The following is a 23,998-nucleotide window of genomic DNA, read 5'->3' on the forward strand; positions in this document are numbered from 1 at the left end:
TAGCCTCGGGCAGATAACAGGGGGACGCACGCATGCAGATGAAATGGTGGATGACGGCGGCCGCCGTATCGCTGGTCGGCGCAATTCCGGCGCATGCGCAGTCTCAGCAAACCGCTCCCACCCTGCTCCCGGTCCGCGCAAACCCCGCCGACGGCCGCGTGCTCTTCACCCTCCCCGCCGCCGATGCGGATGGCGTCTCGGGTCGCTTTCTCTACGCCACCGCACTGCGCACCGGGCTCGGCTCGGCCGATCTCCGCCTCGATCGCGGGATGCTCGGCGGCGAGCAGATCATCGCCTTTCGCCGGATCGGCGAGAAGGTCGCCGTCACCTTCGAGAACCACCGATTCCGCGCCACCGGCGACACCAAGGTGGCCGAAGGCGGCCGCACCAGCTTCCCCTTCAGCATCGTCGCGATGCTCGAGGTGGTCGATACCGGGGACCGCGGCCCGCTAGTAGTCGACATGACCCCCTTCCTCACCCGCGACGTGATCGGCATCGCCGACACGCTCAACCGCGGTGCCCCCGCCGGTGCGAGCCCCGGCGGCGCGGGTGGCGGTGGCGGCGGCGGACGCGGCTTCCGCCTCGCCGAGGGCCTGAGCGCGGTCGATACCGCTTCGGTCAAAGCCTTCCCCGACAATATCGAGATCGACGCGCTCCAGACCTATCAGACCGAGACGCCGGGCCGCGAAGTCGAACGCCTGTCCCCCGAACCGCGCCAGACCAGCTTCGTCGTCCACCACAGCTTCATCCGCCTGCCAGCGCCCGGCTACACCGCGCGCGCGTTCGACATCCGCTCGGCGGCGGGCGGCAACCAATATTACGACTATGGCACGCCGCTCGGCGCGCCGGTGGTGCAACAGGTCGCCAACCGCTTCCGCCTCGAAAAGACCGATCCCGCGGCAGCACGCTCGCCGGTCAAGAAGCCGATCGTCTTCTATATCGATCGCGCCGCCCCCGAACCGATCCGCACCGCGCTGATGGAGGGCGTGAACTATTGGACCCGCGCCTTCGACGCGGCCGGGCTGGTCGGTGCCTTCCGCGCTGAGTTGCTGCCCGAGGACGCCGATCCGCTCGACGTGCGCTACAACATGGTCAACTGGTCGAACCGGCTGACGCGCGGCTGGTCCTATGGCGGCGGCATCGTCGATCCGCGCACGGGCGAGATCGTGAAGGGCAATGTCGTCATCGGCGCGCTGCGCGTGCGCCAGGACATGATCATCTTCGAAGGACTGGTCGGTACCGCGGGCAATGGCAGCGGCGGCCCGCAGGACCCGGTCCGCGCCTCGCTCGACCGTATCCGCCAGCTTGGCGCGCACGAAGTCGGCCACGCGATCGGCATCATGCATAATTTCGCCGCCAGCACGCAGGAGCGCGCCTCGGTAATGGACTATCCCGGGCCGCGGCTGAAGCTCACCGACGGCCGCATCGACCTGTCCGACGCCTATGCCCCGCCCGGCGGCAAATGGGACGATTTCACCGTCGACTGGCTCTATGCCGATCCCGCCCCCGGCATCGACCCCGACGCCGCCGCGCGCGCCAAGGCCAAGGCCGCGATGGCAAGCGGCATGCGCTTCATCACCGATGTCGATGGCCGCTCGGCCGATGCCGCCAGCTCTTGGGGCAGCATGTGGGACGACGGCGCCGACCCGGTCGCGCATCTTCGCCAGACGCTCGCGGTACGCCGCGTCGCGCTCACCAATTTCGGCCCAGCCGTGCTGCGACAGGACGAGCCACTGTCGAACCTGCGCCGCAAGTTCGTCCCCGTCTGGCTGCTCCATCGCTATGCCGCCGAAGCCGCGGGCAAGCTGATCGGCGGGATCGACTATAGCTATGCGGTCGCGGGCGACGGCCAGCCCCCCGCCATCCCGGTCGCCGCCGACGTGCAATTGGCGGCGATCGACGCGATGCTCGCGACGCTGTCGGCCGACACGCTGACGGTGCCGGCAGCGCTGGTAATGCCGCTGTCGTCGGCCACCACCGCGCGCGACGATCCGCAATATACCCAGGAGATCTTCCGCACCTCGGGCGCCGCAGCGTTCGATCCGCTGGTCGCCGCCGATGTCGCCGCGCAAGTGACGCTCGGCTCGCTGCTCGCCCCCGCACGCCTCGCGCGCATGGTCGAACAGCATCGCCGCGATCCATCGCTGCCCGGCCTCGACACGCTGTTCGACCGGCTCGAAGCCGCCGCGATCGCACCGCGCCAGGATGCGGTCGGACGCCGCATCGCTTTCCGCACCGTGATGAGCATGGCGCGTGCGGGACGCGATCCGATGGCCTCGCCCGAGGTCGCCGCGGCGATCGGCGACCGGCTGCAACGCCTCGCGACCAGCTTCGGCCAGCGCGGATCGGGCGAGGATGCCGCCTGGCGCCGCCACTTGGCGACTTTGCTCGCCGACGACGAGCGGCTCGAGCGCGAGCTCGACAAGATGCCCGCCACCCCGCCGGTCCCGCCGGGCATGCCGATCGGCGAAACCGGCTGGTTCGGCGACTGAGCCGGCCTACGCCGCCGAGCGCCGCAGCCTCATCAGCTCAGAACCACGCCCGGACTCCGACCACGAAACTCGTCGACGAAGCGCCCTCGCCATTCGCCCGGGCGAAGTCGGCGGTTCGTCCGGTCTTCATCGTGTGCGAGATGCCGACATAGGGCGCGAATTCGCGGACGATTTCGTAGCGAAGCCGCAGGTCGAACTCGGCATCGGACAGGCCTGCGCCGATACCGCTCTGGGGCACGTCCTGCGCCGCCAGGTTCAGTTCGGCTCGCGGCTGCAGGATCAGCCGCTGGGTGAGGCGCTGGTCGTAGCTCGCCGCCACGCGCGCTAGCAGGTCGCCGCTGGTCGATACGAAGCCATGCGCTTCGACCTCGAACCAATAGGGCGCCAATCCCTCGACGCCAATCACCGCATAGGTCGGCGTCCCGGGCGCAAAGTCTTGCCGCGCGCCTGCCTGCAGGTTGAAATAGGGCCCGATCGCTCGGCTATACAGCGCCTGCGCCTCTGCATCCTCGGGTCCGCTGCCGAACACGCCCTCCCCCTCGGTTTTCACAACCAGCCGGTTGATGTCGCCGCCGAACCAGGCTTCGCCTTCCCAGCGATAGCCTTCGCGACCGCTGCGGATTTGCAGCTCGGCGATGTCGATCATGATCTGGCTGAAGCTGGCGCCGCCATGTTCGGCGCGGATCGCGGCGCGGACCGGCGCCATCGCATCGCGGCCCCAGATGCGATCGGCATAGTCCGCCTCGGCGATTTCGGGCGCGGGCGCATTGCCGGCGGGCAGCGGTGGGGCCGACGCCGGGCGACCGGCGGCTGGAGCGGGCTTGGGCGTGCAATGCCCCATCGCCGCATGTTCGGGCGGGCAATCGGCGTCGCTCGGTTGCGGCGCCGGCTCGGCGGACGCGGGCATCTCGCAATGGCCCATCGCGGCGTGTTCGGGGGTGCAGCCGTTCGCCTGCGGCATGGGTGCAGCGGGTGCCGCCGCCCCATGCGCCGAATGGTCCTGCGCAACCGGCACCGCCGACAGCGCCGCGGCGATCGACAGGCCGATCATGCGGCGTCCCCGCGCGGGCGCACCGACACCACCTGCATCATGCCGGCGTGCATATGGTACAGCATATGGCAGTGAAACGCCCAGTCGCCCACCGCATCGGCGGTGAAGTCGAAGGTGACGATCCCGCCGGGCTGGACGTTGACGGTGTGCTTTCGCGGCGAATGATCGCCATGCCCCGTCACCAGCTCGAAGAAATGGCCGTGCAGGTGGATCGGGTGGCCCATCATCGTGTCGTTGACCAGCTTGACGCGCACCCGTTCGCCTTCGAGGAAGCCGATCGGCTTGGTAATCTCGGAGAATTTGCGCCCGTCGAACGCCCACATATAGCGTTCCATATTGCCGGTCAGATGGATTTCGAGCTCGCGATCGGGCGCGCGGACATCGGGGTTCCGCTCGAGCGCGACCAGGTCGCGATACACCAATACGCGGTGCCCGGCATCGGCCAGCCCTTGACCGGGCTCGCCGGTGCGGTCGATCGGCATCGGCGAAATGCTCTGGACCGTCGGGGTCTTGGCGACGCTCTCGGGAACGACCGAAAAGTCGCGCATCGAATGGTCCATGCCGCCGGCTGCCGCCGCTGCGCCGCCGCCAGGAAGCGGTGTCGTCGCGCCGGGCGTGCAATGCCCCATTTGCGCATGTTCGGGCGGACAGGCAGGGTCGACGATCGGCGCCGCAATCGCACCGCCATGCCCCATCGCGGCATGATCCATCCCCCCGCCGCCATGGTCCATCGCGCCCATGCCCATGTCCTTCATCGTCGCGAGCGGACGCTGGCGCAGCGGTGGGACTTTCGCCGCCATTCCCGCGCGCGGGCTGAGCATCGCGACCGCCATCCCCGACCGATCGACGCTCTCGGCGACCAATGCATAGGCGCGGTTGTCGGCGGGCTCGACGATCGCGTCATAGGTCTCGGCGACCGCGATCTGGAATTCGTCGACGCTCACGGGTCGCACCGGCAGGCCATCCGCCTGGACGATGGTGATCTTCAGCCCGGGGATGCGGACGTTGAAGGTCGTCATCGCCGATGCGTTGACGAAGCGCAGCCGAACCCGCTCGCCGGGCCGGAACAGCGCGGTCCAATGGTCCGTGGGGCCGTGGCCGTTGACCAGATAGGTATAGGTCGATCCGGTGACGTCGGCGACGTCGGTCGGGTCCATGCGCATCGCACCCCATTCGGCGCGCTCGGCGGCGGACTGCCCCCTGCCCTTCAGCTGATCGGCGAGGGTCTGCTTCTGATAGTTGAAATATCCCCCCATCTGCTTCAATTTCTTGAAGATCGCATGCGGGTGAAGCGGGCTGTGATCCGACAGCACGATGACGTGCTCGCGATCCGACGTGACCGGGTCGGTGCCCGCGGGATCGATGACGATCGGGCCATAATGCCCCATCTGTTCCTGCAGCCCCGAATGGCTGTGATACCAATAGGTCCCCGCCTGCCGGATCGGGAATTCATAGGTGAAGGTCGATCGCGCGGCGATGCCGGGAAAGCTCACCCCGGGCACGCCATCCATGTGGAACGGCAGGATCAGCCCATGCCAGTGGATCGAGCTGTCCTCGTCGAGCTGGTTGTCGACGTGCAGTCGCACCGTCTGTCCCTCGCGCAGCCGGATCAGCGGGCCGGGGACGGTGCCGTTGATGCCGATGCCGTGGCTCGATCGCCCGTCGATCGTGCGCATGACGTGCCCGATCGTAAGCCGGATATCCTCGCCCGAGACGCTGGGGAGCGCGGGCGACAGCCCCGCATGGTGGGTCTGCGCCCAGGCGGGCATCCACCCCGCCAGCGCCGCGCCCGCGCCGCCGGTGGCGACACCGCGCAACAGCGCGCGCCGATCGATTTTCGCGCTCATTGTCTTCCCGTCCTGCATGCCATGCCCGTCGATACGCGCGCCGCGGCCTTATCCCTCAAGCAATTCGGCCAGCCGCGCCCGCGCGCGATACAGCCGCGTTTCGACCGCCTTCGCGCTGATCCCCAGCAGCCCGGCGGTTTCCGCCTGATCGAGCCCCTCGATCGTCCGCAGCACCAGCACCTCGCGCAGCCGGTGCGGCAGCGCCGCGATCGCCCGCTCGAGCTCGGCGACCGCGGCGCGCCCCTCGGCGATCCGATCGGGGCCGGGCTGGTCGGTCGCGACCTCGGCGCTATCGGCGGCGAAGGGCAGCACCGCGCCGACAAAGCGGCGCACTGCTTGCCGCCGTTGCCAGTCGCGCGCCTTGTTGATCGCGATCCGGCTGAGCCATGCGTGCATCGGCCGCGCGGGGTCGTAGCGCCCGAGCGCGCCGAAGGCGGCGACGAAGCTTTCCTGCACGACGTCGAGCGCCTGTTCGCGATCACCGATGATCCGCGCGACCAACCGGTGCAGCGCCGCCTTGTGCCGCGTGACGATCGCGGCGAACGCGCGCTGATCGCCCGCGCGCGCCGCCGCCGCCAGTTCGGCGTCGCTCGGCCCCGCCGTGTCGCTCACTGGTGCGCTTCGGTCAGCGCTCTGGTAACGGCGGCGTCGAACGCCGCCGCCTGGTCGGGGCGCAGCAGCGCGCGCATCGCGAAGATGTGCGCGATCGTCGCCTTTTGCAGCGCGCCCATCGTGCGGTGCGAGGCGTCGACCGCCGCCGCGACGCGCGGTCCGTCGCCATGTTCGGCAGCGATCGCCGCCGCCAGCGCGCGGTTCTCGGCGCGCATTTCGTCCTCGAACGCCCGGCGGCGCACCGCGAACCGCGCCTCGAGCCGTTCGAGCGCGCGTTCCTGATCGCTGTCGAGGTCGAGCCGCTCGTGCAAGACGGCATGGAGTTCGGCACCCGGCGGCGGCGCCTTGGGCATCAGCCATTGCCCGAGAAAGACGCCCGCCAGCGCGGCGGCGAACGCGATCACCGCGATCGTCAGATAGCGCCGCATCATTCGAGCAGCAGCGCCGAGGGCGCGAGCGGGCTATGCCCCAACAATGGCGCGGGTGGTGCCGCGACCGCTGCGCGCGGCGGCAGCGCGGCGCTGGCGATCCCCACCCCAAGCGCCGCCGCCGCGGCATAGCCCGCCATGCGCGTGGCAGTGCGCCGTTCGGTGATCGCGCCGAGCACCCGCGCTTCCAAGCCATCGAGCGCGACCGGGGCGTGTGCCGCCGCGAGCCCCTGCAATCGTTCGTCCAGCATGTCGTTCATCGCATCTTCCCGAGCCCGTCTATGCTCGATACGCGCCTTGCAGGAAAATCCCTCATGCGCCGAATGAGGGATCGATGCCGTGCCCGCGTATCGGCTAACACGATCAACGGAGAAACCCATGCGCATGTTTTCAAAGCTCACCCTCGCGCTCGCGCTTGCGGGCGTGGCCATCGCCGCCCCCGCCGTCGCGCATCCCAAGCTGGTTTCGGCGACCCCCGCCGCCGACGCCAGCGTCAAGGCGACGACGCGGATCGTGCTGGTTTTCAGCGAAAAGCTGATGGCACCGCTATCGGGCGCCACGCTGATCATGACCGGGATGCCCGGCATGCAGAACCACCCGGACATGAAGATGAGCGGCGTGACCGCCAAGGTCGGCGCCGACGGCAAGTCGCTCGAACTGGTGTCGGCAAAGCCGCTGCCCGCCGGCTCCTACCGCATCGACTGGCACGTCGTTGGCGGCGATACGCACCGTATCACCGGGCAGCACCGCTTCAACGTGGGCTGATCGATGGACGGCTGGGCGACGATCGCGCTGCGCTTCGCCGCCTATGCCGATCTGATGCTGCTGGCGGGGCTGCTCGTCCCGCTGGGCCTGCCGCTGTCCGCCTGGGCGAAGCGGACGATGCTCGGACTGGCGGTGGCGGGCATCGTCATCGCGGTCGCGCAGTTCGGCTTTACAGCGTTGGCGATGGTGGGCGGCGATCCGGCGCTGCTCGACCCCGCCATGCTTCGCTTCCTTGCGTTCGATACCGCGTTGGGGGCAGCAACCGCGGTGCGGATTGCGGCGCTCGCAGCGGTCGTGCTCCTGATCAGCCTTACGCGACTTTGGCCATGGTTTGCGCTGATCGCGCTCGGCTCGCTCGCCTGGCAAGGACATGCCGGCGCGACCGAGGCAGCGACAGGGGTAGCGCACCGTGCGAGCGACGTCGCGCATCTGGTAGCGGGGGCGGTGTGGCTCGGCGCGCTGGTTCGGCTGCTGCGGGCAGCCGGGAATAGCGCGGTCGCGCCGACGGTGCTGCTGTCGGCGATGCGGGGCTTTTCGCCGATCGGAACCCTGATTGTCGCGGCCCTGGGAGCGAGCGGCGTTGCCAATCTGCTGCTGATCGCCGACCCACTGGCGCTCTTCAACCCGTACGGCGCGCTGCTCGCGCTGAAGCTTGCGCTGTTCGGCGCGATGCTGTCGATCGCCGCGGCCAATCGCTGGTGCCTGACCCCACGCCTCGCTCGCGCCCTCGACGATGGCGCCGGCGAAAGCGCGACATCGGCGATCCGGCGCAGCCTGCGGATCGAGTTGGTGCTGGCGCTTGCCGTGCTGGGGTGCGTCGCCGTGCTGGGAGCGCTCGATCCTGCCGACTGACGCTGGCAAGCGGCCATGCGGGCGTCGGCCAGCGCCGGCGGGTTACTGTCCGGTGCCGGGCTGGCCGGGCATACGCGCCTGGGCGAGCGCGGTTTCGACGCGCATCAGCAATTCCTCGGGAACGAACGGCTTGGTGAGATAATCCGCCGCACCGCCACGCAGAGCAGCGGCGACGTCGTCCTCGCTCCGCCGCGCGGTCAGCATGATGACGGGCAAGCCCGCGGTGGCGCGATCATGCTTCAGCCGCGCCAGCACTTCGAAGCCCGTCAGCATCGGCATCATCGCGTCGAGCACCACCAGATCGGGTCGATCTTGCTCGACCGCGGCAAGCGCCGCGGCACCGTTTTCGGCAACGATCACGCGGTGACCGGCGGCTTCGAGCTTGTATCGCACCAGCGCGGCCAGGAGTTCGTCGTCGTCGGCAATCAGGATCAGGGACATGGATAATCGCTCATATGTGGGGTCGAGTTAGATACCGCGGGCTGCGGCGGCTGGATGCGAACGGCGATGTCACGAATACTCGACAAGCGCCTCGGCCAAGCGGCGGGTGTGATCGGCGAGCGGGGCGGCGTCGCCATCGGCCATTGCCGCTTCCTCGAGCGTCCGCGCAACCGCGCCCAGATCGGCTTCGCCGAACATCCCCGCCGATCCCGACAGCTTGTGGCAGATGCCGGCGATAGTGGTGCGCGCCTTGCGCTGGTGGTAGTCATCGGCGCTGCGCAGCGTGCCCTCCAGCGCCAGCAGCTCGGCCGAATAGCCGCGCTTGGCGGCCTCGTAGCGGCCGCGCAGCGCAGTCACCGCGGGGTCCTCCACCGCAGCCGGCGGCGGCGGCGGTGACGCAGCGGAGGCGCGATCGCCGAGCAGCCGCGCGATCGTCGCGATGACCGCGTCGACGTCGATCGGCTTGGACAAATGCGCGTTCATGCCCGCCGCCCGGCACAGCTCGGCATCCGAGGCAAAGGCGTTGGCGGTGAACGCGACGATCGGCACCGTCGCCCCCGCCCCGCCCATCGCGCGGATGCGCCGCGTCGCCTCGACCCCGTCGACCACGGGCATCTGCATGTCCATGAGGACCAGGTCGTAAGCCTGCGGGTCGGTCCCGAAGGCCGCGATCGCCTGCGCGCCATCGGGAACGATGCGAACCGCATGGCCGTGGCGCGTCAGCAATGCCTCGATCAGCAACTGGTTGATCTCGGCGTCCTCGGCCACCAGAATCCGTGCGCGCGAACTGGGCTTTACCGGTCGCAGCATCGACACCCTGGGCGGCGGCACCGCCGCCGGATCGGCAATGCGCATCGGCAGGCTCAGCTGCATCCGCGTTCCCGCGGTATCGGATCGCGCGAGGCAAAGATCGCCGCCCATCAATCGCGCCAGCCGCCGGCTGATCGCCAGGCCAAGCCCGGTACCGCCATAGCGCCGCGCGATCGACGCATCGCCCTGGACGAATTGATCGAAGATCAACGCCTGGCGATCGATCGGAATGCCGCTGCCGCTATCATCGACCAGGATCTCGAGCATGTCGCCGTGGCGACCGCCGCCGACGCGGATAAGGCCGGAATCGGTGAACTTGATCGCGTTGGACAGCAGGTTCAGCAGGATCTGGCGAAGGCGATGGCTGTCGCCCATCACATATTTGGGCAGATCGCCATCGAGCGCCAGCTCGATCGATAGGTGCTTCGCTTCCGCGTCGGCCATGAGCATGCGCACGCTGCTGCTGATGGTATGCAGCAGATCGAACGGCTCGTCGGTGATTTCGATCTGATCGGCATCGATCTTCGACAGGTCGAGGATATCGTTGAGCAACGCCATCATCGTGCGGCCCGAATCACGGATCAGGCTGGCATAGCGCCGCTGTTCGGCATCGAGATCGCCGGCGAGCAGCAATTCGGTGAAGCCGATCACCCCGTTCATCGGGGTACGGATTTCGTGGCTCATATTCGCCAGGAACGCAGCCTTCAGCCGCGCGGCATCCTCGGCGCGAATGCGCGCGCTGTGCAGTTCCTCTTCGAGCTTCGCGCGCGCGCCGAAATCGCGAACGCTGGCGATGAACTCGAGCGCCTCGCCGGTTGCCTCGTCGCGCACGACGCTGTAATTCGCCTCGACCCAAACATAATGCCCGTCGCGATGGCGCTGGCGATAGACCGAATGCGCAGGGCCGCTCGCTTCGATCGCCTCAAGGCATCGCGCCTCGACGTCGGCGACATCATCGGGGTGGATGCCATGGAACGGCGCCTGGTTGGTGATCTCTTCGGGGTGATATCCCAGCAACGACAGGCTGCGCGGCGAAACATAGCGGCGAACGCGGTCGACCCCGGTGCGCACGATCATGTCGGCCGAATGGGTGGTCACCAGCCGCAACTCGCGTTCACGCGCCGCCAGCGCCATCGCCTGTTCGTGCCGGTCGGTGATGTCGCGAATGCTGCCGATGCTATCGCGGCGGCCATCCTTTTGATCGCCCTGGCGGCGGATCGTCGCCTCGACCCAGCGCAGCTCGCCATTGGCGTGCCGTAACTGGGTTCGAACCTCGAGTTCGCTCCGCACCCCGCTGAGCAGGTCGGTCCAGCGCTCGCGGATGCGCTGGGCGTCTGCGGCAGGTACCAGTTCGATCACCGGGCGGCCGATGCTTTCGGCCACGCTATAACCGGTGAGTTCTTCCCAGGCGGGATTCAGGAACGACCAGCGGCCCTGGCGATCGGCGCGGAACACCACTTCGCGCATATTGTCGGTGATCGACGCCAGCTGCGCTTCGCTATCCCCCAGCGCCGCGGCCAGCCGCTCGCGTTCGCCCAGTGCCGCCGCCACCGGCAACGCCGACATGAAACTCGCGGCGACGAACAGCTGCAGGATCGTGAGCCTAGCGCCCACCCCGTCGACCAGCGCGATCGGCCCGGTATCGAGAAACGTCGCGAGCCCGCTGGCGATCGCGACGACGATCACCGCGCCGGCCGCGCCCTTGGCGCCGAGCCGGAACGTCGCCAACAGCACGAACGGCGTCACCAGGAACAGCAGCGGGAGCTGGTCCTGGGTGAACACGCCAAAGCATACCAGGATCACCGCCCCCAGGATGGCGAGCGCCTCGCCGACGCTCTGCGGGGTGCGCCGGACCGGCGCGATCCGCGAACGCATCAGAATGAGCAGGATCGGAACGATCACGATCTGCCCCAGCGCGTGCGCCTTGGCATAGGTCAGCCACACCGCCCCACCCGTCGCTTGGCCGCCCAGCTCGAACGCCGCCGATGCCAGCGATGCGACCGCCGCGGGCACGATGCCGCCCGCCAAGACGGTGAAGATCAGCAGCGGCTTCAGTTCGGTGAGGTCGGCCCCCGGCGCCAAACGGCGCATGCCCCAGACGATCGCCACGACCTCGACGATGTTGCATCCGGCAAGCGCGGTCGCCAGCGGCCAGCTATAGCCCGACAGCAGATTGGCCGCGAGGCTGGCGGCGAAGCATGCGGCCAGCGTGACGCCGCGCCGCGCGTCGGCGCCGAACAAGACGACGACCAGAAACGCGTTGGGAAGCCAAAGCGCGGCGACCGGGCCCGTCCCGCGGGTGAGCGCGGCCCCCGCCAGCGCCAGCATCAGAAACAGGACGGCCGTCCCCGCGACCCGCAACCACGGCATCATCCTATGCATTGCAGATTCAGTTTCCGTCTCCTGCGGCAGTCGTAAATCCCGAAAGGATAACAGCGGGTTAATCGGGCGATCGTATAGCGCGGTGGGCGGCTCGCGCGGGTTGCCTCAAGGTGCGGGCGCTGGGTGTTCGACCGGCGCGGCGAAATCGACGGTGACGATCAGCCCGGGTGCGTTGTCCGACAGCGACAGCGCGGCGCCGTGGATCCGCGCGGCCACCGCGACGATGCTCAGCCCCAGCCCGCTGCCCTCGGTGCTCCGACTGCGATCGAGGCGGACGAACCGCGCAAGGACACGGTCGCGCTGGTCGGCCGGTATCCCCGGCCCGGTATCGGTCACGGTCAATCGCGGCCCTTGCGCCCCGCTCGACAGCCTCACGACAACCGCACCGCCTTCGGGCGTATATTTGATCGCGTTGTCGATCAGATTGATGACCAATTGCCCCAGCAACGAGCGCGCACCGACGATCGTCGTGGCGGCGGCGTCGATCGTCAAGCCGATGCCGCGCGCCTGCGCCACCGGCTCGAACACCTCGCCCGCATCGCGGACGATCGCGGCGAAATCGAGCCGCGAAAACTCGGTCGCCAGCGTGGCCTCGGCCTGGGCGAGCCGAAGCGTATCGTCGATCGTCCGCAACAGCGCATCGAGGTCGGCACCAAGGTCGGTCGAGACATCGTCGGCATCGCCGCGCAGCGCGGCAAGCTCGACGCGCGCGCGGATCCGGGTGAGCGGGGTCTTCAGGTCGTGCGCCAGCGCGTCGGTGGCGGTGCGCAGCGTGTCGACCAACCGCTCGATCTCGTCGAAGCCCTGGTTCAGCGTCGCCGCGAGCCGATCATATTCGTCGCCGCGACCCGACACCGGCAGGCGTTCGCCCAAATGGCCCGCGCGAAATCGCTTCCCCGCCGCGCTCGCCGCGTCGAGGAACGCCAGCCCGCGCCGGCTGTACCAGAAGCCGGCCAGCAACCCGATCGCCCCCGTCGCCAGCAACGACCAGACGAGCGCGGCGACGTATCGATCGCGCAGCAGCCGACGATCGTCGGACAGGCTGCCGACCAGCAGCCGGAAGGTGTCGTCCAGCAGGATGGCCCTGGCCGCGACCCGGCGTTCGACCAGCGTGCCGCTGGCGGTCGCGATCTGGGTATCGAACGAGCGATAGCCGGTACGGTCGATTTCACCCGGCCAACGCGCCAGGTTCCCCGCGATCGGACGGCCCTCGCTATCGGTCATCAAATAGATGAAATCGGTCACGCGCGGGCGATCGACCGCGCGCGCCACGCCCTGTGCCACCGCCACCGGTCCTTCGGTGCGATAGCGCTCGATCAGCCCGGCGGCCTCGTCATCGACCGCCGCCTGCACGCGGGTATCGAGCAACCGCGCGGTCTGGACATATTGGACGGTCAGCGCGAGCCCGGTGGCGATCAATGCGATCAGCGTGATCCACAACGCCCCGCGCAACGCCGCGGTGGGCTGCAGCCGCCACCGGCTCATACCCGGTCCAGCCGATAGCCGGCGCCCCGCACCGTGCGGATCATCGGGGGTTCGCCCTCGCCATCGATCTTCGCGCGCAGCCGGCTAACATGGACGTCGATCACGTTGGTACCGGGGTCGAAGCTATAGTCCCAGATCGCTTCGGTCAGCATCGTCCGCGTCACCACCTGCCCGGCGTGCCGCGTGAGATAGTCGAGCAGCTGATATTCCTTGTTGAGGAGTTCGATCCGCCGCCCCGCGCGGGTCGCGCTGCGCGCGAGCAGGTCGAGCGTGAGCGATCCGACGCGGCGAGTCGTTTCGCCCGGCACGACCTCGCGCAGGCGGCGGACGATCGCCTCGAGCCGGGCAACCAGTTCGCCGAACGAAAATGGCTTGGGAAGATAATCGTCACCCCCCGCGCGCAGCCCGGCGATACGGTCGTCGACGGTGCCCAGCGCCGACAGGAGCAGCACCGGCGTGGCATCGCCCTTGGCGCGTATCGCCTTCAATACGGCGAGCCCGTCCAGCTCGGGCAAGTTCCGATCGAGGATGATCGCATCGTAGCTCCCGACGATCGCGGCGGTCAGCCCGTCGATGCCCGTGGTGGCATGATCGGTCGTATGCCCCATTTCGGACAGCCCCTGGCGGACATACTCCGCGGTCTGGGCATCGTCTTCGATCAACAGCAGTTTCACGCCAGCGGGCAATCCGTTCGAGGTCGATGGGGGACGGCGGCGATCGCCGCCCCCCGGCTCCACAACGCTGCCTGTCGCGCGGCCCGGCCGCGGGTCAGGACTGCGCTGCCTGATCGCTGCTGATATACAGGTTCAGCGCGACCTGGCGACCGTCGCGGATCACGCGGACCGGAACGCTCGAGCCGATCGCGGCATCGGCGACCGCGCGCGCAAGGTCGCGGCCGTCGTCGATCTTGGTCGATCCGAAGCGGCGGATGACATCGCCGCGCTGCAATCCCGATCGCGCGGCGGGACCCGATTGCTCGACCGCGGCGATCAATGCGCCCTTGGTCCCATCGAGCCCCAACGCGTTGGCGATGTCGGGCGTCACGTCCTGCAGCGAAACCCCGATCCGCCCGCGCGACACATGGCCGTCACGCGCGATCTCGAGCGCGACCTGGCGCGCCATCTTGGCGGGGATCGCGAAGCCGATCCCGACATTGCCGCCGCTGGGCGAGAAGATCGCGGTATTCACCCCGACCACCCGGCCGCTGCCGTCGAACAACGGCCCGCCCGAATTGCCGCTGTTGATCGCGGCATCGACCTGGAGGAAATCGTCGTAGGGGCCCGCGCCGATCTCGCGGCCGCGAGCCGAGACGATGCCCGAGGTCACGGTGTTGCCCAGCCCGAACGGGCTGCCGACCGCGAACACGCTGTCGCCGACGCGGATATGGTCGCTGTCGCCCCAGGTGATCGGCTTGAACGTCCCCTTCGCATCGATGCGGATCACCGCGATGTCGATCTTGGGGTCGCGGCCCAACACGCGGCCCGGCAGCTCGCGTCCGTCGGACATCTGCACCGTCACGCGATCGGCGCCCTCGACGACATGATTGTTGGTGATGACCAGCCCCGACGCATCGACGATGAACCCCGATCCCAGCGCGCTGCGCGGCGGCGCCTGCCGCTGGGGCGCCCCAAGCGGCCCGCCCCGGTCGAAACCGAAGAGCTCGCCCAGTCGATCGGCGATTTCGCTGTCGTTGCCCGCACCGCCCCGCCCGAACGGCATCGGGCCCGCCATTTGCTGCACCCGCGCATCGGGCTTGACCTGAATCTGGACGACGCTGGTGCCGACGGCTTCGACCATGTCGGACAGCGAGCTGTGGACCCCCGCCTGCGCGACCGCGGCGGGCCCAGGCGCCACGAACTGCCCGACGATGCCGGCACGGTCCTGGTCGGCGGCGATCGCCCCGCCCGCAACGCCGGCAAGCGCGGTAGTGCCCAGCGCGACGGCGGCGATCAGGGGGCGAACGGTCAGGCGGCGGGGGAAGGCCATGGCGGTGTTCCTTTCTGGGAGCTTCGATCGACCGCTGTTGTGGGCCCGAACGGTGGACCCGTGATGAGGCGAAGATGAATTCGGTGTAATGATCGTCCATCGCCGGCCGACTGGCGGCATCGCGGTGACCGCGTATCGGGCTGGCGAGCATCCCTTGCGTCCGCCCTGCCCTCGCGTACTAGGTCGCACGAAATCGGCAGGGACGAGTGATGGCGCAAAGGGTGGCGAACCGTGGTTCGGTGGTGGGTGAGCGCTGGCCGCTGTTTTGGGCGGGCTGCGTCGCGATCAGCGCGGGGGTGCTGCTGCATCTGCCGATGCTGGCGATGGCGCACACGATGGGCAATCACCTCACCGGCATGTCGATGGACGCGTGGATGTATTTGGGCATGGCGCTGATCGCGATCGGGGTGCCCGCGGCGATCATCGGCGCGCTGCCCAAGCACCGCCCCGATCATCACGCCAGCGCGGGCACGACGTTCGAGGCGCCCGACGACACCCCGCTGACGCGGTCGCACGCCGCGGTGCTGCTGGTGCTGACGCTGGGGCTGATCATCGACACGATGAAGCCCGCGACGCTGGGCTTCGTGCTGCCCGGCATGCGCGGCGAATATGGAATCGCCAAATCGACCGCGGCGCTGCTTCCCTTCGTCGCGCTCGCAGGGACCACGGTGGGATCGTTCATATGGGGGTGGCTCGCCGACATTTACGGCCGCCGCGTGTCGATCCTGCTGTCGACCATCCTGTTCGTTTCCACATCGATCTGCGGTGCGATGCCATCCTATGGCTGGAACCTGATCATGTGCTTCCTGATGGGGTGCTCTGCCGGCGGCATGCTGCCCGTCGTCTATACGCTGCTGGCAGAAGTCATGCCGCCGCGACACCGCAGCTGGGTGCTCGTCCTGGCAGGCGGTACCGGGCTCGTCGGCGGCTATCTTGCGGCAAGCGGCGCGGCGCATCTGTTCGAGCCCTTGTTCGGATGGCGCAGCCTGTGGCTGCAGGGTTTCCCCACGGGGTTGCTGCTGCTGGCATTGGCACGCTGGATCCCCGAATCGCCACGCTTCCTGCTCGAGCGCGGGCTCCACGCCGAACTCGCCGACATGACGCGCAAGTTCGGTATCGTCCGCCGTACGCGCCCGGCAGCGTCCGCTGACGCGCCGCCGCCCGCGACGAACCAGCGCGAGCTGACCGCCGCACTCGTCATCACCGCGCTGTCATGGAGCTTCGTCAATTTCGGGCTGCTGCTATGGCTGCCGACCGACCTGCAGGACCGGGGGTTCAGCGCCGAGCTCGCCAGCGGCATCATCGCCAGCTCGGCATTGGTCGCGCTCCCGACGATCATGATCGCCGCCTGGCTGTACAGCCGCTGGAGCAGCAAATGGACCTTGATCGGGACGGTACTGCTGACGCTCACAGGGCTTGCGGGCGCGCTGCTGCCCGCCGCGACGCTGGCCTGGCCGCCGCTGCTCGTTGCCGTCATCGCGCTGCTCGTGGTGGGCACTAACGGGCTGATCGCGGTGCTGCTGCCCTATGCCGCCGAGAATTACGCGCTGGCGGTGCGCGGGCGTGCGACCGGCCTGATCGCCGCCAGCAGCAAGTTCGGCGGGGTCGCGGTGCAGCTCGGCGCGTTTGCGGGGCTGATCCCGACATTGGGCGGCGCGGCGGTGGCGCTGATCCTGCCAATGGGGCTTTCGGCGGCGCTGATCGCGCGCGCGGGGCGCGAAACCCGTGGCCGCAGTCTGCGCGAACTCGAAGCGGCAGCGTAACCGCAGCGCGCTCAGCCAGCTTCATCGGTCGCGCCCTGCCGATCGATCAGGTCCATGAAGTTGCGTGCGGCATCGCGTTCGCCCGCATCTTCGAACACCACGTCGAGCGCGGGCGCCGATCCGAGCATGTACAGCAACGACCATAAGGCGAAGCGGCGCGTCGGGTCCGCTGACAGCCCCAGATCTACCCGCATGCGTTCGATACCCGCGTCGATCGCCTCGGGCGAGACAGCCGCGAGGTTGTCGGCGCCGAAATAGCGTCGGACCTGATCGTCAAACTGCATGCGCGACGCCGCCGATCCGAGGCTTGCGCTCGGTGCGCCGGGCATCCCAGGTGGCGATGCCCCAGATCACCAACCCCAGCAATGCCAGGGCGCAGCCGACATAGCCGGTCGAGGTCCAGCCCCAGCCGGCCGCGATCGCCAGGCCGCCGAGCAACGGACCGATCGCATTGGCGGTGTTGAACGCCGAATGGTTGAGCGCCGCCGCCAGTGCCTGCGCGTCGCCCGCCACATCCATCAGCCGCGTCTGCAGCACGGTGGCGAGCGAGGCCGAGAAGCCGATCGCCAGTACGTCGAGCATGACGGTGGGAACGCGCTGCGCCGCCAACGGAAACAACGCGAGTGCGACAGCGCTCAGCGCCAGCATCGCAGTCGCGGTCGGCACCAGCGCGCGATCGGCGAAGCGCGGCACCACCAGGTTGCCGAGCGTCATCCCGACGCCGAATGCGGCGAACACCAGAGGCGTCGCGAGCGCGGCCATGCCGGTCACCTCGGTCAGCGTCGATTGCAGATACGCATAGACCGCGAACAAGCCGCCAAAGCCGATCGCGCCGGTCGCCAGCGTCAGCCAGACCTGCCGTCGCCCCAGCGCCCCCAATTCGCGCAGCGGCGATGCATCGGCGGCAACGGGGTCGTCGGGGGCGTATAGCCGCACCAGCAACGCGGTCAGCAGCGCGATGGCGGCGACGATCGCAAAGCCCCAACGCCATCCCATCAGCTGGCCGATGGTGTTGGCGAGCGGCACGCCGATGATCGTCGCCACCGTCAACCCGAGCATCACCCGGCCGACCGCAGTCGTCCGCTGTTCGGGGCCCATCACGCCTGCCGCGACCAGCGCGGCGATGCCGAAATAGGCGCCATGCGGCAGCCCGCTGAGAAAGCGAAAGGCCAGCATCCAATGATAGCTCGGCGCGATCGCCGACAGTGCATTGCCGAGCGCGAAGAACAGCATCAGCGCCACGAGCAGCGCGCGCCGCCGGATCCGCGCGCTGAGCACCGCGAGCACCGGCGCACCCACCACCACCCCGATCGCATAGGCCGAAATGATGTGCCCCGCGGTCGGCTCGTCGATGCCGAGCCCCTCGGCAACAAAGGGCAACAGGCTCATCGTCGCGAATTCGGTGGTGCCGATGGCAAAGCCGCCGGTCGCCAGCGCGAGCAGCACCATCGCGGGCGCACGGGTTTTTGCTGATGTCGTCGTCATCGTCGGCAAATGGCTATGCTGCAGTGCAGCGTCAACCGTCGCCGCAATGTCCGCGCCCGAGTGGCCCGATCAGCTTGCGATATTCGGCTTCGGGCAAGCCATAGCATTCGCCTGCCAGCCGTTCGAGCATCGGGCGGTCGATCATGATGACCCGCCCGCGTTCGGATTTGATCATCCTGCCGCCCTCCAGCACGTGGAGCGCGATCGTGACGCCGCTGCGCTCGGCGCTCACCATCTTCGCCATGAATTCATGCGTGAGCCGAAGCTCGTCGCCATCGATCCGGTCGTGCGCCATCAGCAGCCAGCGCGCGAGGCGAACCTCGATCCGCTGGTGCGCATTGGTGGCGGCGTTGTGCTCGGCCTGGACCAGCAGCGTCTGCACATAGTGGAGCAACGCCGATCGCAACGTCGGGCTCCGCTCGATCGCGCGCAGATAATGTTCGGTCTCGATCCGGTGCGCCGACATCCCCGCCATCTGCACCCGGGTTTCGTGCGGCGAGCTGAATACATCGAGGATCAGGCAGGTGGCCGACACCCCGTCTCGGCCAAAAATGGCGACTTCGGTCTGCCGACCGATCGACGTGACCGTACTGATCGAGGCAAGGCCATCGTCGGGAAAGTATACATGGTCTATTGCTGCATTCGCGCCGACGATGATGTCGTCGCGCAAAAGCGATACCCGCTCCATCTTTTCAGACAATAATCCGAGATCGTCGGGCGAAAGCGCGTTCAATAAGAGATTGTCGGTACGCACTTCGGTCCTTGTATTCATTGCCGATCCAATTCGCTCAAGAGGATACAAAACTCGCTGACCACCCGAACCCCTCGCTCATCAGTCGATCAAGTATATAATAGGCGGCACGCATTATCGCAACTAACCTGAGTTATCATTTAGATTGATCGTGCAGTGAAACACGTCGATGCGATAATATATTCTCCAATTGCCTCAAGCTCTTGGTCATAATGTGATAAAATCACAGAAACATCTAACCTGCTGACCGGTTGTCCTTTCGCATCTGCATCTGCGCAGCCCAAGGACGTGTCATGGACTATCACGATCGCCGCCAGCAGTCCTGCGTTTCGATCGAGCAGACAGACCCGGCACCCGCCTAACCGCGTCGCATGTAACTCTCCGTTCGCTCTTCGGGGCGAACGGGCGCGCGCGGCGTATCGACGAAGGACCGATGTTGCGAATTCATCATCTGAATTGTGGTACCGATTGTCCGCTCGGCGGCGCGCTGTTCGACGGGCGCAGCACTGGGCCGCTCGGCAAGATCGTCTGCCATTGCCTGCTGATCGAAACCGACGCGAACGGGCTGGTATTGATCGACACCGGCTATGGCCTGCGCGACGTGGCGCATCCGCATGCGCGCCCCGATCCGCGCATCCCGGTGCCGTGGCGGCTGATGCTCAACATCCGGCTGCACGAACGCGATACCGCGATCCGCCAGATCGAAGCGCTCGGCCACCGGGCGTCGGACGTCCGCCATATCGTCGCGACGCATCTCGATTTCGACCATGCCGGCGGGCTCGAGGATTTTCCCAACGCGGTAGTCCATGTCATGGCGCGCGAATATGACGACGCCACCGGGCCGCATGCCGGGGTCGTCGCGCGCAACCGCTGGCGCGCGCCGCAGCTGGGCGGCGTCCAGCATTGGCGCCGCTACGGCGCGCGCGGCGAGCCCTGGTTCGGCTTCGACGCGGTCCGCGACCTTGCCGGCCTGCCGCCCGAAATCCTGTTCGTGCCGCTGCCCGGGCACACCTGGGGCCATGCCGGCGTAGCGGTGCGGCGCGACGACGGCCGCTGGCTGCTCCACGCCGGCGACGCCTATTTCTACCGCGGCGAGATGCGCGATGCGCGGCGGCGCTGCACCCCCGGGCTGCGCGCCTATCAGCGGCTGATGGAAGTCGATGCGACCAGCCGGATGGCCAACCAGGCACGGCTGCGCACGCTCTCGATCGAGCGTCGCGACCAGGTCACCGTCACCTGTGCGCACGATCCGGTCGAGTTCGAACGCTGTCGCGCGGGTTCGCCGCTTTAGATTTCACCACCACTACCACCACCCCAAGCCGAAGGAGACGATCATGACCAACATCCAGGAAGCCCTCCGCGACCTTTTCATCACCGGCACCAAGAACATGCACGCGGTCGAAAAGCAGGCGCTGTCGATCATGACCCCGCAGGTCGCGCGGATCGAGCATTATCCCGAGGTCGCCGATCGGCTTCGCGCGCACATCGAGGAAACCAACGATCAGCTCGCGCGGATCGACGAAGTGCTGACGAGCTTCGACACCAGCGCCTCGGCACTCAAGGATCTGGGCCTCAGCATGACGGGCGGGATGGCGGCGATGGCGCATTCGATCGCCGGCGACGAGATCCTTAAGAACAGCTTCGCCAACTATGCGTTCGAGCATTTCGAGATCGCCGGGTACAAATCGCTGCTGACGATGGCCGAGGATGCGGGCTTTGCCGAGGCCACCGCGCTCTTCAACCAGTCGCTGCAGGAAGAGCAGGCGATGGCGCAGTGGATCGATGAATCGCTGCCGATGGTGACGCGCCGCTATGCCGGCCTGTACGCCGAAAGCGGTTCATTCACCGCCAAGGTTTGAGCGAAGGCGATGGGAGCGAAAAATCCGGAAGCCGACGTTCCCATCGCCAGCCCGCACGTGCTGGCGGTGCGCGAGTTAGGGCGTGCGGCTGCTGCCAAGCCGATCGCCGAATTCGACCTGGGCGAGCTCCAGGTCGAGGTGCGCACCACGCACGATTCGGTGTTCGTGGTGGTCGTGCGCGAAGGCCGCGGCGGCGTCGCACTGCGCGCCGCCCATTTGTCGTGCGCCTTCGAATGCAAGGCGCTCGCGCCACAGGCGGGCGAGGATGCGCGGCTTAGCGTCACCAGCGCGCTCGGCCGCCATCTGATCACGCTCGAAGCCGGCGCGAACGCGCTCGAGAACCTGCGCGTGACGGTTCGTTTCACTCCGGCGATGCCGATGCTCATCCCGTTCCTCCCGCGCGACCTGTACCCGATCGACAATAAGGGTGATCCGCTCGGCACCGTCGGCAGCGTCGAGGCGAAGCAGCGCAAGTTGAACGTCGGCATCGTCTATTTCCGCGTCGACGAACCGCGCTTCGGCGACGTGCTGTACTTCCAGAACCTGACGTCGATGAACGATTATTATGGCGCGACGGGCACCACCCCCGAAAGCATCGTCGGCGGGAGCTGGCCCGAGCTCGGCCATCTCATTCCGATCGCGCAGGGCGGCCAGACCCCACCCGCCGGCGTGCTCGAAGGCGGAACCGAGATCATCCTGTCCGACGCGATCCTGGTGTTCCGCCACCATGCCCCGCCCGACGAGCGCGAAACCGCGCGGCGCTTCCTGCAGATGCTCGGCGTCGCCTATCAGCGGCTCGACCTGCCCTGCGTCGATTATCGCGACTGGGTCGACCGCGCCGAGCGCACGCTGCGCGACCTCGACCAGGCGCCCGAGGCGACGATCGAGCATTACGGCCATCGCTATATCCACCCCTACACCAACGCCGAATATCCCGACATCATGGTCCAGATGTCGGTCGTCGCGGCGATCCATGATTGGGGCAAATGGTGCGGCACCCCGCACCCGCTCGAAGCGCAGTTCAAGGCGGGGCTTGAGAAATTCTACGATCCCGAGCTGCAATCGCTGCGGCGCTATTTGCCCAATGTCGGCGACGACAAGGACGCCGACGCGGTCGACAGCTGGTATCTGTACCACCCGATGCTCAACCTCGGGCTGCTCGCGCTCGACGGCGACGAACAGGCAAGGACGCTGCTGCTCAAATCGATCGATTTCGGCATCAAGGCGGCGCATCATTTCAATTATGAATGGCCGGTCCAGTACAAGGTCACCGACTTCAGCATCATCACCGAGCTGGCCGGCGCCGATTGCCGCGGCCAGACCGATGTCGCGGGCATCTATGCCTGGGTAATGCTCCAGGCGTTCGAGCTGACCGACGAGAAGCGCTTCCTCGACGAGGCGCGCTGCGCGATCGACGCCGCGATGGGGCTGCGCTTCGGGGTGAATTACCAGGCCAATCTCACCGCATGGGGCGCGGCGGCGTGTATGCGGCTGTGGCGGATCACCAACCGCCCGGTCTATCTCGAACAAAGCTATGTCTATCTCGCCAGCTTCTTCCAGAATTGCGTCATCTGGGAGAGCAAGGTCGGGCATGCCGCGCAGTACAAGACCTTCCTGGGGGTCACTTGCCTGCAGGACGCGCCGTATATGGCGATCTATGAATGCTTCGATTCCTTCGCCGCGTTCGAATGCTATCTCGCCGATAGCGGCCCCGATCTAGAACCCGCCGCGCGGCTGCTGGTCGCCGAATATTGCCGCTACGCGCTCGATCGCGGCTGGTATTTCTACCCCGACGCGCTGCCGCCCGAAGCCGTCGCCACTGAGCAGCGCGAGAGCAACGGGCATATCGACCCCAAGCTCTCGTTCCCGCTCGAGGACCTCTATCCCGACGGCAGGCTCGCGGGCCAGGTCGGCCAGGAAGTCTATGGCGCCGGCGCCGCCTTCATCTTCGCCACGCGCAGCTTCCACCCGATCGAGGGCGCGCCGTTCCGAATATATTGCGACCAGTTCGTCCAGTCGATGGAGCGCACCGGCGATCGCGCGCTGACGATCACGCTGGCCGGGGGCGAATCCTCGACCGCCGGCCTCAGCATCGTTCGGCTCGAACGCCGCAAGCTCGGCGCGGTCGAATTGACCGCGCCCGATGGCGACGTCCTGCGATCCAGCGCCAGCACCGCCGATCGCATCGCCTACGAAGTGCCCGCCAGCGGCCGCCTCGTCCTCACATGGGAATGATCATGCCAGAACTCACCAGCCTCGACGGCAAGCGCGTGCTCGTCACCGGCGGCACGACCGGGATCGGCCTCGCGACAGTGACATTGCTCGTCGAAGCCGGCGCGCGCGTCATGACCTTTGGCCGGCATCAGCCGGGGCTCGACGACGCACTGGCGCAGGCCGATCGCGGCAGCGGCAGCGTCGATGGGATGCTCGCCGATGTCTCGACGCGCGACGGCATCGATGCGGTGTTCGCCGCGATGGACGAGAAGCTGGGCGGCATCGACATGCTCGTCACCTGCGCCGCGCTTGGCGCGCAACCGGTGCACGAGATGGAGGAGGATGCCTGGCGCTATGTCATCGAAACCAATCTGATCGGCACGCTGGCCAGCGCGCGGCGCGCGATCCTGCGGATGGAGGCGCAGGGCGGCGGGCATCTGCTGTTCGTCGGATCGATCAGCACCGAGATCAAGGCGGTGGGCGAGAGCGTCTACGCCGCGACCAAGGCGGGCATCCAGGCCTTTGCCGAGACGCTGCGCAAGGAAGTCGCCGACAAGAACATCAAGGTCAGCGTGATCCAGCCGGGATCGGTTTCGACCCCGATGCAGGAATGCAGCGACGACCAGAAGGAACAGGCGATCGCCGACCATCGGATGCTCTACGCCGACGAGGTCGCCGACGTGATCCTGTTCGCGCTCACGCGGTCCGATCGGTCCGACATCGTCAATCTGCGGATCGAGCCGCGGATCCAGAAGACCGCCTGACCGTGCCGCTC

Annotated in this window: 21 protein-coding genes; 8 read left to right on the plus strand and 13 right to left on the minus strand. The window is 67.7% G+C overall.

The features are described 5' to 3' along the window. Positions 1-32 precede the first annotated feature (32 nt). On the plus strand, positions 33-2,492 hold the full coding sequence (locus NMP03_RS06350; protein ID WP_256507647.1) for a zinc-dependent metalloprotease: 2,460 nt from the start codon (positions 33-35) through the stop codon (positions 2,490-2,492). A gap of 37 nt (positions 2,493-2,529) precedes the next feature. Here NMP03_RS06350 and NMP03_RS06355 read toward each other — a convergent pair whose 3' ends face one another. The 5 genes from NMP03_RS06355 to NMP03_RS06375 are packed head-to-tail and all read right to left on the minus strand — an operon-like array spanning position 2,530 to position 6,690. After that, positions 2,530-3,543 (minus strand): copper resistance protein B, encoded by a 1,014-nt coding sequence (locus NMP03_RS06355; protein ID WP_256507648.1) that lies wholly within the window; start codon positions 3,541-3,543, stop codon positions 2,530-2,532. Continuing rightward, entirely contained in the window at positions 3,540-5,390 is a 1,851-nt protein-coding gene (locus NMP03_RS06360; protein ID WP_256507649.1) for a copper resistance system multicopper oxidase, read from the minus strand. Before NMP03_RS06360 ends, NMP03_RS06355 begins: the two co-directional genes overlap by 4 nt. Before the next feature lie 48 nt (positions 5,391-5,438). Then, complete coding sequence (locus tag NMP03_RS06365; protein ID WP_256507650.1) at positions 5,439-6,002, minus strand: RNA polymerase sigma factor; 564 nt, start codon at positions 6,000-6,002, stop codon at positions 5,439-5,441. Continuing rightward, positions 5,999-6,433, minus strand: coding sequence for a periplasmic heavy metal sensor (locus NMP03_RS06370; protein WP_256507651.1), 435 nt, complete (start codon positions 6,431-6,433; stop codon positions 5,999-6,001). Before NMP03_RS06370 ends, NMP03_RS06365 begins: the two co-directional genes overlap by 4 nt. Continuing rightward, on the minus strand, positions 6,430-6,690 hold the full coding sequence (locus NMP03_RS06375) for a hypothetical protein (RefSeq protein WP_256507652.1): 261 nt from the start codon (positions 6,688-6,690) through the stop codon (positions 6,430-6,432). Before NMP03_RS06375 ends, NMP03_RS06370 begins: the two co-directional genes overlap by 4 nt. Positions 6,691-6,808: 118 nt before the next feature. Between NMP03_RS06375 and copC the strand changes: the two genes are divergently transcribed. Beyond that, the gene (copC, locus tag NMP03_RS06380; RefSeq protein ID WP_256507653.1) at positions 6,809-7,195 is read left to right on the plus strand and encodes a copper homeostasis periplasmic binding protein CopC; all 387 of its coding nucleotides are present in this window, start codon (positions 6,809-6,811) and stop codon (positions 7,193-7,195) included. 3 nt (positions 7,196-7,198) lie between these two features. After that, positions 7,199-8,047, plus strand: a complete 849-nt coding sequence (copD, locus tag NMP03_RS06385; protein WP_256507654.1) for a copper homeostasis membrane protein CopD — start codon at positions 7,199-7,201, stop codon at positions 8,045-8,047. A 42-nt stretch (positions 8,048-8,089) separates the two neighbouring features. Here copD and NMP03_RS06390 read toward each other — a convergent pair whose 3' ends face one another. The 5 genes from NMP03_RS06390 to NMP03_RS06410 form a co-directional block, all read right to left on the minus strand. Then, positions 8,090-8,488: a response regulator transcription factor gene (locus NMP03_RS06390; protein WP_256507655.1), complete on the minus strand. Its 399-nt coding sequence runs from the start codon at positions 8,486-8,488 to the stop codon at positions 8,090-8,092. A 69-nt stretch (positions 8,489-8,557) separates the two neighbouring features. Next, a complete protein-coding gene (locus NMP03_RS06395) occupies positions 8,558-11,680 on the minus strand; it encodes a PAS domain S-box protein (RefSeq protein WP_256507656.1) in 3,123 nt (1,040 codons plus the stop codon). Positions 11,681-11,785: 105 nt separating this feature from the next. Continuing rightward, the gene (locus NMP03_RS06400; protein ID WP_256507657.1) at positions 11,786-13,165 is read right to left on the minus strand and encodes a sensor histidine kinase; all 1,380 of its coding nucleotides are present in this window, start codon (positions 13,163-13,165) and stop codon (positions 11,786-11,788) included. Continuing rightward, on the minus strand, positions 13,162-13,839 hold the full coding sequence (locus tag NMP03_RS06405) for a response regulator transcription factor (RefSeq protein ID WP_256507658.1): 678 nt from the start codon (positions 13,837-13,839) through the stop codon (positions 13,162-13,164). Before NMP03_RS06405 ends, NMP03_RS06400 begins: the two co-directional genes overlap by 4 nt. A 94-nt stretch (positions 13,840-13,933) precedes the next feature. Next, positions 13,934-15,151 (minus strand): trypsin-like peptidase domain-containing protein, encoded by a 1,218-nt coding sequence (locus tag NMP03_RS06410; RefSeq protein ID WP_256507659.1) that lies wholly within the window; start codon positions 15,149-15,151, stop codon positions 13,934-13,936. 209 nt (positions 15,152-15,360) lie between these two features. Between NMP03_RS06410 and NMP03_RS06415 the strand changes: the two genes are divergently transcribed. Then, positions 15,361-16,914, plus strand: a complete 1,554-nt coding sequence (locus NMP03_RS06415) for an MFS transporter (RefSeq protein WP_256507660.1) — start codon at positions 15,361-15,363, stop codon at positions 16,912-16,914. An 11-nt stretch (positions 16,915-16,925) separates the two neighbouring features. Here NMP03_RS06415 and NMP03_RS06420 read toward each other — a convergent pair whose 3' ends face one another. The 3 genes from NMP03_RS06420 to NMP03_RS06430 are packed head-to-tail and all read right to left on the minus strand — an operon-like array spanning position 16,926 to position 19,171. Then, positions 16,926-17,198: a hypothetical protein gene (locus NMP03_RS06420; protein WP_256507661.1), complete on the minus strand. Its 273-nt coding sequence runs from the start codon at positions 17,196-17,198 to the stop codon at positions 16,926-16,928. Further along, entirely contained in the window at positions 17,188-18,399 is a 1,212-nt protein-coding gene (locus NMP03_RS06425) for an MFS transporter (protein WP_256507662.1), read from the minus strand. Before NMP03_RS06425 ends, NMP03_RS06420 begins: the two co-directional genes overlap by 11 nt. Before the next feature lie 31 nt (positions 18,400-18,430). Further along, on the minus strand, positions 18,431-19,171 hold the full coding sequence (locus NMP03_RS06430; protein WP_256507663.1) for a Crp/Fnr family transcriptional regulator: 741 nt from the start codon (positions 19,169-19,171) through the stop codon (positions 18,431-18,433). Positions 19,172-19,583: 412 nt separating this feature from the next. Here NMP03_RS06430 and NMP03_RS06435 point away from each other — a divergent pair, with 412 nt between their 5' ends. From NMP03_RS06435 to NMP03_RS06450, 4 genes are read left to right on the plus strand one after another with little or no spacing between them, the layout of a single operon-like run. Continuing rightward, positions 19,584-20,441 carry an MBL fold metallo-hydrolase gene (locus NMP03_RS06435; RefSeq protein ID WP_256507664.1) on the plus strand — a complete coding sequence of 286 codons (858 nt, stop codon included), beginning with the start codon at positions 19,584-19,586 and terminating at the stop codon, positions 20,439-20,441. Between the two features lie 43 nt (positions 20,442-20,484). Continuing rightward, complete coding sequence (locus tag NMP03_RS06440) at positions 20,485-21,009, plus strand: ferritin-like domain-containing protein (protein ID WP_256507665.1); 525 nt, start codon at positions 20,485-20,487, stop codon at positions 21,007-21,009. A gap of 9 nt (positions 21,010-21,018) precedes the next feature. After that, entirely contained in the window at positions 21,019-23,244 is a 2,226-nt protein-coding gene (locus NMP03_RS06445; RefSeq protein ID WP_256507666.1) for a hypothetical protein, read from the plus strand. A gap of 2 nt (positions 23,245-23,246) precedes the next feature. Then, a complete protein-coding gene (locus NMP03_RS06450) occupies positions 23,247-23,987 on the plus strand; it encodes an SDR family oxidoreductase (RefSeq protein ID WP_256507667.1) in 741 nt (246 codons plus the stop codon). The last annotated feature ends 11 nt before the right edge of the window (positions 23,988-23,998 follow it).

This window comes from Sphingomonas qomolangmaensis, from assembly GCF_024496245.1.
GTDB lineage: Bacteria > Pseudomonadota > Alphaproteobacteria > Sphingomonadales > Sphingomonadaceae > Sphingomonas > Sphingomonas qomolangmaensis.